General features: G+C 71.1%; 9 protein-coding genes. All 9 read left to right on the plus strand.

Going from position 1 to position 10,117, the window contains the following annotated elements:
* The first annotated feature begins 222 nt into the window (after positions 1 to 222).
* The 9 genes from E8A49_RS05730 to E8A49_RS05770 all read left to right on the plus strand — a co-directional run bounded on the left by E8A49_RS05730 (position 223) and on the right by E8A49_RS05770 (position 9,625).
* Positions 223 to 1,746, plus strand: coding sequence for an AlkA N-terminal domain-containing protein (locus tag E8A49_RS05730; protein WP_293377438.1), 1,524 nt, complete (start codon positions 223 to 225; stop codon positions 1,744 to 1,746).
* The gene (locus E8A49_RS05735) at positions 1,721 to 2,266 is read left to right on the plus strand and encodes a methylated-DNA--[protein]-cysteine S-methyltransferase (RefSeq protein WP_293377441.1); all 546 of its coding nucleotides are present in this window, start codon (positions 1,721 to 1,723) and stop codon (positions 2,264 to 2,266) included. Before E8A49_RS05730 ends, E8A49_RS05735 begins: the two co-directional genes overlap by 26 nt.
* A gap of 77 nt (positions 2,267 to 2,343) precedes the next feature.
* The gene (locus E8A49_RS05740; RefSeq protein ID WP_293377444.1) at positions 2,344 to 2,934 is read left to right on the plus strand and encodes a DedA family protein; all 591 of its coding nucleotides are present in this window, start codon (positions 2,344 to 2,346) and stop codon (positions 2,932 to 2,934) included.
* A gap of 52 nt (positions 2,935 to 2,986) precedes the next feature.
* The gene (locus tag E8A49_RS05745) at positions 2,987 to 3,799 is read left to right on the plus strand and encodes a polysaccharide deacetylase family protein (RefSeq protein ID WP_293377447.1); all 813 of its coding nucleotides are present in this window, start codon (positions 2,987 to 2,989) and stop codon (positions 3,797 to 3,799) included.
* 135 nt (positions 3,800 to 3,934) lie between these two features.
* A complete protein-coding gene (locus E8A49_RS05750; protein ID WP_293377450.1) occupies positions 3,935 to 4,156 on the plus strand; it encodes a hypothetical protein in 222 nt (73 codons plus the stop codon).
* A gap of 140 nt (positions 4,157 to 4,296) precedes the next feature.
* Complete coding sequence (locus E8A49_RS05755) at positions 4,297 to 6,843, plus strand: polar localization protein TipN (RefSeq protein WP_293377453.1); 2,547 nt, start codon at positions 4,297 to 4,299, stop codon at positions 6,841 to 6,843.
* 92 nt (positions 6,844 to 6,935) lie between these two features.
* Positions 6,936 to 7,352 (plus strand): DUF4112 domain-containing protein, encoded by a 417-nt coding sequence (locus tag E8A49_RS05760; RefSeq protein WP_293377456.1) that lies wholly within the window; start codon positions 6,936 to 6,938, stop codon positions 7,350 to 7,352.
* A 48-nt stretch (positions 7,353 to 7,400) separates the two neighbouring features.
* A complete protein-coding gene (locus E8A49_RS05765; RefSeq protein WP_293377459.1) occupies positions 7,401 to 8,459 on the plus strand; it encodes an acyltransferase in 1,059 nt (352 codons plus the stop codon).
* A 98-nt stretch (positions 8,460 to 8,557) separates the two neighbouring features.
* On the plus strand, positions 8,558 to 9,625 hold the full coding sequence (locus tag E8A49_RS05770; RefSeq protein ID WP_293377462.1) for an acyltransferase: 1,068 nt from the start codon (positions 8,558 to 8,560) through the stop codon (positions 9,623 to 9,625).
* Positions 9,626 to 10,117: the final 492 nt, after the last annotated feature.

A 10,117-nucleotide genomic window follows, 5' to 3' on the forward strand; every position in this document is an offset into this window, starting at 1 on the left:
TTACTGCCTCGGAGGTCAATCCAGTCGCAAGCACGACCGCCCCCGACGCCGCACTGGCTCGGTGGTACGAAGAGAATCCGGGCGGCGCAAGCCGGCGCGCGTCTCGCGCGAGCCGTTCGGGCCGCGCAGTCTTCGGTGTCCGAAAACCGCTACGTCATGCCTATCGATGTCCGAAAACCGCGAGACATTGGCCACTCGTGTCCCCATCTTCCGGTCATGGACATGGATTTCGAAGCCTGCCGCCGTGCTTTCCTGACCCGCGATCCGCGGTTCGACGGGCGCATCTTCGGCGCCGTCAGCTCCACCGGCATCTACTGCCGCCCGATCTGTCCGGCGCGTACGCCGAAGGCGGAGAACATGACCTTCTATCCGACGGCGGCGGCCTGTCAGGAGGCCGGTTATCGCCCCTGCCTGCGCTGCCGGCCCGAGTCCTCGCCGGACCTGGGCGCCTGGCGCGGCACCTCGAACACCGTCAGCCGCGCCCTGGCCTTGATCGAGGCCGGCGCCTTGGACAACGGCGACGTCGACGGCCTGGCCGGACGGCTCGGCGTCGGCGAGCGGCAACTGCGCCGGCTGTTCAAGCAGCACCTCGGCGCATCGCCGGTGGCGGTGGCCCAGACCCGGCGTGTCCTCCTGGCCAAGCAGCTGATCCAGGAGACCCTGTTGCCGATGGGCGAGGTGGCCCTGGCGTCGGGCTTCGGCAGCGTGCGGCGCTTCAACGAGACCTTCCAGCAGCTGTTCGGCCGCCCGCCGGGCGCGCTGCGCCGCAGCCGCGCCGAGGAGGCCAACGCCGCGGCGGGCGGCATCACCGTCAAGCTGCCGTACAAGCCGCCCTACGACTGGACCGCGATGATCGGCTTCCTGGCGGCCCGCGCCATCCCAGGCGTCGAGAGCGTGACGCCAAAGCGCTACGCCCGCACCCTGGCGGTCGAGGGCGAGCTGGGCGTGGTGACGGTCTCGCCGGGCGCCGGCAATTTCCTGGTGGCGGAGATCCGCTTCCCGAAGGTGCAGGCCCTGCCCGCGGTGATCGCCCGCATCCGCCGGGTCTTCGACCTGACCGCCGATCCCAGCCTGATCGGCGCGCATCTGTCGCAGGACGCCGCGCTAGCGCCCCTGGTCGCCGCCAGGCCCGGCTTGCGCGCGCCCGGCGCCTGGGACGGCTTCGAGCTGGCGGTGCGCGCCATCCTGGGGCAGCAGATCACCGTCACCGCCGCCCGCGGCCTGGCCGCCAAGCTGACGGAGGCCCATGGCGCGCGGATCGACGATCCCTTCGCCGCCTCGCTGGGCCTGACCCGCGCCTTCCCGGCGCCGGAACAGCTGGTGGGCCAGGATATCGCCGCCCTGGGCATGCCCCGCGCGCGCGGCGCTGCGCTGGAGGCCCTGGCCCGAACGGTGGCCGCCGATCCGACGATCTTCACCCCGCGTGGCGATCTGGAGAGCGCCATCGCCGCGCTCAAGGCCCTGCCGGGCGTCGGCGAATGGACCGCGCAATACATCGCGCTACGCGAACTGCGCGAGCCGGACGCCTTCCCGCAGGCCGACATCGGCCTCTTGCGCGGCATGGCCGACGAGACCGGCGCGCGGCCGACCCCCGCGGAGCTCCTGGCCCGCGCCGAGGCCTGGCGGCCCTGGCGCGCCTACGCCGCCCAGCACCTGTGGGCCGCCGACGCCGAACAGATCCAACCCTCCAAGAAGACCTCAAACGGAAAGGCCCGGACCGATGCCGAGCAGCAATTCGCAGCCTGAGACCCTGACCCTCGACCGCCTGCCGACGCCAATCGGCGTGGCCCTGCTGGTCACCGACGAGGCGGGCGTCCTGCGCGCCTTCAACTGGACCGACTACGAGCCGGCGATGCGGACCTGGCTCGCCCGCCACTATCCAAAGGCGCAGGTCGTGGAGGGCCGCGTCCCGCCGTCGGTGCGGGGCGCTTTCGAGGCCTATTTCCGCGGCGACGCCCGGGCGTTGGAGAGCGTGCCGTGGAAGGCCTCGGGCACGCCCTTCCAGCTGCAGGTCTGGGAGGCGCTCTGCTCCATCCCGGCCGGCGAAACCCTGAGCTACGCCGGCCTGGCGTCGCGTATCGGCCGCCCGACCGCGGTGCGCGCGGTGGGCCACGCCAACGGCGCCAATCCGGTGGCCGTGGTCGTGCCTTGCCACCGGGTGATCGGGACCGACGGCTCGCTGACCGGCTACGGCGGCAGCCTGCCGCGCAAGCGCTGGCTCCTGGAGCTCGAGGGCGTGCAGGCCGGCGGCCAGCGCGCCGCCTGAGCCGTTCCGTCGCAGCGGGGCTGACCTGGGCGTGCGCCGTGCTATGAGCGCACTCCCCAGCGACAGCCGGCGAGGCTATGGAAGAGTTCCTGCGACAGTACGGGCCGATCGGGATCTTCCTGGGCGCCGGCTTCGAAGGCCAAACGGCGTTGATCGTCGGCGGCCTATTGGCGCGCCAGCACATCCTGAACCTGTGGGTCGTGCTGGCCTGCGCCACCGCGGGGTCGGGCCTGGTCGACCATATGCTGTTCGTGGCGGGACGCCGGTTCCGGCACCACCGCTGGGTGGTGCGCGCGACACAGCAGGCGGCTTTCGCCAAGGCGCTGAGCTTCATCGAGCGCTATCCGATCAGCTACATCCTGGCCTTCCGCTTCATCTTCGGCCTGCGGGTCGCCAGCCCCATCGCCGTCGGCGTCTCCAAGATCCCGACCTGGCGCTTCACCCTGTTGAACATCCTGGGCGCGGTGATCTGGGCGACGGCCTTCACCCTCTCCGGCTTCATCTTCGGCGAGGCGGTGCACAACTTCCTGGGCCATGGCCGTCACGCCGGCCGCTGGACCCTGGCGGCGGCCGGGGCGGTGGTGGTGATCGTGCTGGTGATCTGGGCGGTCCGCTATCTGTTGCGCCGGCGCAAGCTCCTTGCGGAAACGCCTGCCGAGATCAACTGAGCCGCGAGGTTCGTTGCAGCGTAACCGCCGCCAGCGTAGGCCTGGGGCGTCGATGGGCGAGACTCACATTTCAAGACGGACGTTGTTCGCGGCCATGGCCGGCCTGGCCGGCGCGGGGTCTGCGGCGGCTCAGCCCCAGGGCTGGCCGGACGGCGCGCGCGGCGCGGTCAGCCTGACCTACGACGATGGGCTGAACAGCCAGCTCGACAACGCGGTCCCCGAGCTGAAGCGGCTGGGTCTGAAGGCCACCTTCTTCCTGACCGAGGACAACGCCCACTGGCGCCTCAGCGACTGGGAGGCCCTGGCGCGGGACGGCAACGAGGTCGCCAACCACACCATGAGCCACCCCTGCGCCCTGTCGGGCTACAGCACCACGCGTTTCGCGGCCGCCGAGGTCCACCGCATGGAGGGCTATCTCGACGCCCACTTCGGTTCCGACCGCGAGCGGACCTTCGCCTATCCGTGCGGCTATCTAGGGCTCGGCCACGGCCGGCGGCATGCCCGCTACGCTCGCTACCGGCGGGTGCTGGAGCGCGACGGCGTGGTGGCGGCGCGCACCACCGCCGGCGGGCCGAACCGGCCTGAGATGGCCGCCGCCGACCCGCTGCACCTGCACGCCTTCGAGCCGACCTACGAGGGCGACACCGTCGCGCCCGCCCTGCGCTACCTCACCGAGACCGTCGCCCGCGGCGGCTGGGCGATCCTGGTGTTCCACGAGGTGGCGCCCCAATGGCTGCACGAGGGTGATGTCAGCGTCGCGACCCACAACCGCATCCTCGAGCACATCGCCGCCCTCGATGTCTGGTGCGCGCCCATGGGTCAGGTGTTCGGCTATGTGGCGCACCGTTGGGGCAGGGCGGCTTAAAAGGGCCAACCGCCCGGATCTTTGGCCCCTTATAAGCGGAACATTACGCAAAATTCACCTCGGCCGCCGTCGCCCTAAGGCTTGGCTTAACGTATAACGTCGCTCGACGGAATCGCTTCGCAGCCGGGGTTCGCGATGACGACATTCACCGAACTTGTCGCCACGGTGGTCGTGCATTCCTCGGCCTTCGCGCTGTCGCATTTCGGCGTGATGCAGGAGCCCGTCCAGATCGACAAGGCGCCGCCGTCGGCTGAGCGGGTGATCGCCCGCACGCCCACCACCGCCCAGGCGCGCAAGGTGATGAAGCTGACCGCCTGCCCCCAGGGGCGCCATCGCCCCCACGCGGTGAAGGTCTAGAAGCGCTTCACCCACCGCATTCGTCATCCGCGACGCGCGCGCCTGTTTGCGCGGCGGGCCTTCGCGGGTAATCCTTCGCCGGCGGCGGGCTTGGTCCTTTTCCGGGGACGATGGGCGGCCCGCTACGACGGAAGAGGCGTATGAGGATCAAGAAGCGGACCCGGCCCACGGACTTCGGCGCTTCGCCGCGCCCGGACCTGGCCGAGCCTGAGGGCGCCGCCGATTGGGACGCGCCCGGCCACGACCTCGCCGACCCGGGGCCGCCGATCGCGCCTTACGCGTCCCTGCGGCCGCCGTCGCGGCAGACCGCGGTGGCGGCTGGACAGCCGCAGAGCCTGGCGCGGCGGCCGGAGGAGGCCGCCCCCGAGCGTCCGCCCGCCGTCGACGCCTACCGTCCGCCGTCCGCCTGGCCGATCTATCTCGTGGCCTTCGCGGTCGCCGCGCTGTGGGCCCTGGCCCCGATCGCCTTCGCCCTCGGCTACCGCAACGCCGTTGCTCCGCTTAGGAACGACGACTTCGCCCTGGCGGTCTTCGCCCTGCTGGCGATCGGGCCGTCGGTCTTTGTCTTCGCCTGCGCCTACATGATCCGCCAGGGTCAGAAGCTGGGCGCCGAGGCGCGCCGCGCCAAGGCCGCCGCCGAGGAGATGCTGGGACCGGCGATCGCCGCCGCCGGCGGGGCCCGCGACGTGGTCCTGGAAGTGCGCGAGGAGATCGTCCGCGCCGCCCACGCCGCCGACGAGGCCCGCGAAACCCTGATGGCGCTCCGCGAAGCCCTGGCGCTGGAAAGCGAGCGGCTGGTGGAGAGCGCCGACCACTCGGTGCGCACCACGCGCGAGCTCACCACCACCCTGGGCCGCGAGCGCTCGGAGATGGGGGCGCTGGCCCACAGCCTGGACGCCCAGGCGAGCCGGGTCACCGACAGCATCACCCAGCAGGCCAAGATGGTCGCCGAGGCCACCGAGCTCGCTCAGACCCAGCTTCGCGAGGCCGAGGCGGTGCTTTCGGCCCGCGCCGCCGACCTGGCGGCCGCGGCGGGCGAGGCCAGCGATGCGGCGCGCACCGCCGGCGAGGACCTCACCCGCCACATCGCCCGGCTGGAGACCGCCGGCGCGGGCGTCACCGATCAGGTGCGGGCCGTGGAGACCGGCCTCACCGAGCAGCGCGCGGCGTTGATCACCCTGGCCCAGACCCTTAGGGCCGATCACGAAGGCTTCGCCGACCAGGCCGAGGCGCACGCGGCCAAGCTTTCGGAGTTCATCGACGCGGCGCGGGTCTCCTCCGCCGAACTCAGCGGTCAGGCCCTGAAGGGCGGCGAGAGCCTGCGCGCCCTGATGGCCGACGCCGCCGACCAGTTCCGCGACCTGACTGAGACCGCCCGGGCCGAGCGCGAGGAGTTCGGCCAGTCGACGCTGCAGTCTCTGGAGACCGTCTCCGAGGCCGCCGCCCAGCAGCGCGCCCAGCTGGAGGCCCAGACGCGCTCGGCCATCGAGGCGCTCGCCGCCGCCGCCGAGGAGACCCGGGCCGCCGCCGCCAGCCACGCCGCCGCGGCGCGCGACCAGGTCGACCAGCTGTCCGAAGCCGCTTTCGCCGCCGGCCAGAAGGCCAACCAGGTGTTCGAAGCGAGGCTGTCGGAGGCCCGCGCGCTCGTCGAACAGTCCTCGGAGATGGTCGATCAGGCCGGGGCGGCCACCGCCCAGCGGCTGGAGGAGGGCGCCGCCGCGGCGCGCGCCTCGCTGGCCGCCTTGCAGGCGATGATGGCCGAGGTCGACCGCCGCGCCACCCAGCTGCCGGCCAACGCCCAGGACCAGATCGACCTGGTCCGCGCGGCGGTGGCCAGCGGTCTAGAGGAGCTGACCCTCCAGGCGCGGCGCACCGCCGAGGAGGCGCAGGCGATCGACGCGGCCTTCCAGGACCGCGCCCGGCGCAACTTCGAGATGATGAGCGAGGCGGTGCGGCTGATGGGCGTTTCGGCAACCCTGCCGCCGGCGCCCGCGGCGACCGCGCCTTTGCCGCGCCCGGCAGCGCCGCCGCGCCCCGTCCGCGCCCGGCCCGCGCCGCCGCTTGAGCCCGAGCCCACGCCGCTCGCCCTCACGGCGGCCGACGAGGACGACCTGGAGCTCGAGGACCTGATGGAGCCCGCCGCGCCGGTCGAGGATCCCGGCTTGCGGCCGCGCCTGAAGCTGACGCCCACCGCTACGGACGAGGAGTTCTCGGCCCTGTTCGAAGCCGCCGGCGGGGCCGCCGCCGAGCCGCCGGAACCGGCGCACGAGGGCGAGTCCTGGACCTGGAAGGATCTCCTGGCCTCCATCGACGGCGCCGACGCCGAGGGCGAGCGGCTGGCCGACGTCCTGGGCGCGGAGCTGACCCAGATGGGCGTCGAACCGGCGCGGCTCCTGCCCAAGGCCCGCATCGACGAGATCGCCGCGGCGGTGCAGACCGGCGATGTCGATGGCGCCCGCGAGGTGGTCAAACGCCTGGCGCCCGCCGCCACCCGCCGCATCGGCCGGCGCCTCGTCACCAACGAGGCGATCCGCCGCCAGGCGCAGGTCTATGTGCGCCGCTACCAGACACTGGTGGACGACGCGGCGGTGCGCGACCCGGAAGGCTTCCTGATGGCGAGCCTGCTGGGCGACGAGGCCGGCCGGCTCTATCTGCTGCTGGACGCTGCGGCAGGCGACCAGGACTAGGACCGCCGCCGGCGGCCGCCGTCTTCACAGGATATTCGGGGTTCGGGGCGATCGTGGAGCTTCCGCGTCCATGAAGACGTTGGGCCAGCGCCATGCAAGACGAAACCGAGCGAGATCGCGCCCACCGCGCCTGGCGCAACGCCGAGCGCATTAAGCGGCTGTCCGACAATCTGATCCGCATCGGGCCGTGGGGGCTTGGCCTGGACGGCGTGCTGGCCTGGGTGCCGGTGGCTGGCACGGTCTATAGCGTGGGCACCGGGGCGCTGCTGCTCTACGAAGGCTTCCGCGCCGGGGCCGCGCCGTGGACCTTGACCCGCATGGCCGCCTACATGATCGCCAACAGCGCCATGAGCGACGTGCCGGTCATCGGCTGGGCGATGGACACCCTGTTCCGTGGCCAGCTCATGGCGGCCAACGCCCTGCAGAAGGACATCGTGGCGCGGCACGGGGCGCCGGCGGTCAGGACCACCACGGCGGCGCAGCCCCGCGCCTGGTCCGTCGCGCCCTAAGGGCGTCGGTGGCGTCTCGCCGCCCGCGGCGGCTTCGTGTAAGCGGGGATGATGGAACGTCACCGCTTCGTGGCCCTCGACGCCTTCCGGGGGATCTGCGCTCTGCTGGTGGCGCTGTTCCATTTCCCGATCCTGGGCTGGACACACGCCATTCCGCTGGTGACCAACGGCTGGCTGTTCGTGGACTTCTTCTTCGTCCTGTCCGGCTTTGTGATCGCCACGGCCTACGAGGGACGGCTGCAGGGCGACCACGCCTTGTCGCGGTTCCTGCTGCGGCGGTTCGGGCGGCTGTGGCCGCTGCACGGGTCGATCCTGGCGATCTTCGTGGCCATCGCCGCCGCCGAGGGTGTGCTGGGCGCGGACGAACGGCACTCGATCCCGGCCATCTGGACCAACCTGGCCCTGTTGCAGGGCCTGGGCGTCGAGCCGAACCTTACCTGGAACGATCCCAGCTGGTCGATCAGCGTCGAGTGGACGCTCTATCTGATCTTCGCCATGCTCTCGGCCCTGTCGTGGCGGCGCTGGGCCTTCGTGGCCTGCGCGGCGGTCGGCGCGGGAATGCTGCTCTTCCAGGCGCCCTATGGCGCGGCCTCGACCTATGACTATGGGATCTTCCGCGGCCTGGCCGGTTTCTTCCTCGGCGCCCTGATCGCGCATGCGCCGCGGGCCCGGCTGAACGGCTGGGTGGAGGCCGCCGCGGTGGCCGCCGCGGTCATCTTCGTCTGGGTGGGCCACGCGCTCTACCTGGCGCCTCTGGTGTTCGGCCTGGTGGTCTATGTCTTCGCCTGGTCTCAGGGGCCGATCTCGCGGATGCTGCAGCGGCGCTGGCCGGTCCGGCTGGGGGAGTGGTCCTACTCTCTCTATATGGTCCACGCCCTGATCTCCGCGGGTATCCTGGGCCTGGCCGGCCATCTGGGCGTCGGGCGGGTCGCCGGACACCTGGCGACGCCGACCCCCTTGCGCGAGCTCGCCCTGCTGGTGGTCTATCTGGGTCTGATCCTGGGGATCTCGGCGCTCACCTTCCGGTTCATCGAACGGCCGAGCCGCAGTTGGTTCAACGCCGTGGCGGCCACCCGTTTCGCGGCGCCGACCGCCTCGGAGGCCTAAACCCTCCGGAGGTGTCTGCGACCCCGCGGCGTCTTGACTATGGCACTTCGATAACCGAGGTGTGCCGCGGGGATCGTCAGCTCGGGGTTTCGTGTCGCGTGCTTCCTTCGCACCGCATCAAAGGCTTTGACGGCTGTCGCGCCTTGGCGGTGGTCGCCGTCTTCCTGGAGCACCGGACCGCGTTGCGCGCCACGGAGCTCGGGCATGTGGCCGTGCTCCTGTTCTTCGCGCTCTCCGGCTATCTGATCGTCGGCGGCCTGCACAGCGATCGGGTCGGCGTCGAGGCCGGCCAGCGCTCGGTGTTCACCGCACTGCGGGACTTCATCCGCCGTCGGACCCTGCGCATCTTCCCGATCTACTACCTGGCGCTGGGGGTGCTGGCGGCGCTGTCCGCCCTTGGCCTGTGGAGCGGGTGGAGCTGGGAGGCCGCGCCCTGGCATCTTCTTTATCTGTCCAATGTCTACCAGGCCTATGTGCTGGGGACCTGGCAGGACACCTTCGGCCACCTCTGGAGCTTGGCGATCGAGGAGCAGTTCTACCTCTTCGCCGCGCCGACCCTGCTGCTGATCCCCGCCCGTCGTCACGCCGTGGTCTGCGCCGTGGTGGTGGCCGTGGGCGCCTGTGTCGGCCTGGCCCATGTGGCGCAGGGGGCGAGCCGGATTGTCTGGGTGACCGACAGCATGGCCAACTTCGCCTTCCTGGCCATGGGCGGGTTCGCGCGCACGGCGCTCTCCCGCTGGCGGATGCCGGCGGCTAAGTGGATCGCGCCGGCCTGCGGGTTGGCCCTCCTGGGCCTGGGCCTGGTGCGGGCGAACGACCCGGTCAACTGGCGCATGGGGCTGGGCATGCTGGAAGCCGGCCTGGCGGCGGCGGGGCTGATCCTGGCGCTCGCCGACTCCCAGGACAGCCTCTTGGTGCGCTTCCTAGAGTGGCGGCCGCTCGCCGCCCTGGGCGTCGTCAGCTACGCCTTCTACCTCTACACCGATTTCCTGTGGTTCGCGCCGCCATGGGCGGGTCCAGTGGGCCACGCCGCGGCCATGGCGGTGAATTTCATGGGCGGCCTCGCGCTCGCCACCGCCTCCTGGTGGCTGATCGAAAAGCCGCTGATCGCCTGGGGGCGCCGCGCCCGCCCCGCCGCCCCGCGGACGGCGATCGCCCGCACCTAGCCTTTCGATCCGGGTTTTCGGCGGCGCGCGTCGCCGTCACCTCATCCAACCGTCGTTCCATGGCCCCGTCTTGCGGCCGGGCTTCCAGGCGCCGCCCCCCGCCGCGCCCTCGCGATGCCATTCGGATTCTAATTTCCTTAGCTCAGGTATACACCCTGCAACGGGTACGTAGATTTCCGGATACTACTTAAGTAGTGATCGGCTACACAGTTAACGCGCGTAAATTCAAATTAATCCTGGTTAACTCTAAACCTTTTAGAAGCATCAAACCCATATAGCTATGACGGTCAACGCGAGCAGGGCTTTCCGATGGAAGATAAAAGTCTTCTGGCCCCGCCCGTTGCCCGGAGTGTCCAATGATTATCTCAGTGAACAGCGCCACGGCTCTCACGGCAGCGTTGAAGGCGGCCCACAGCGGGGACGTGATCCAGCTGGCGTCGGGGAACTACGGCGAGGTTGCGATCGGCAACATGAACTTCGCCGGCTCGGGGA

The sequence above is a fragment of the Phenylobacterium sp. genome, assembly GCF_004799515.1.
Lineage (GTDB): Bacteria > Pseudomonadota > Alphaproteobacteria > Caulobacterales > Caulobacteraceae > Phenylobacterium.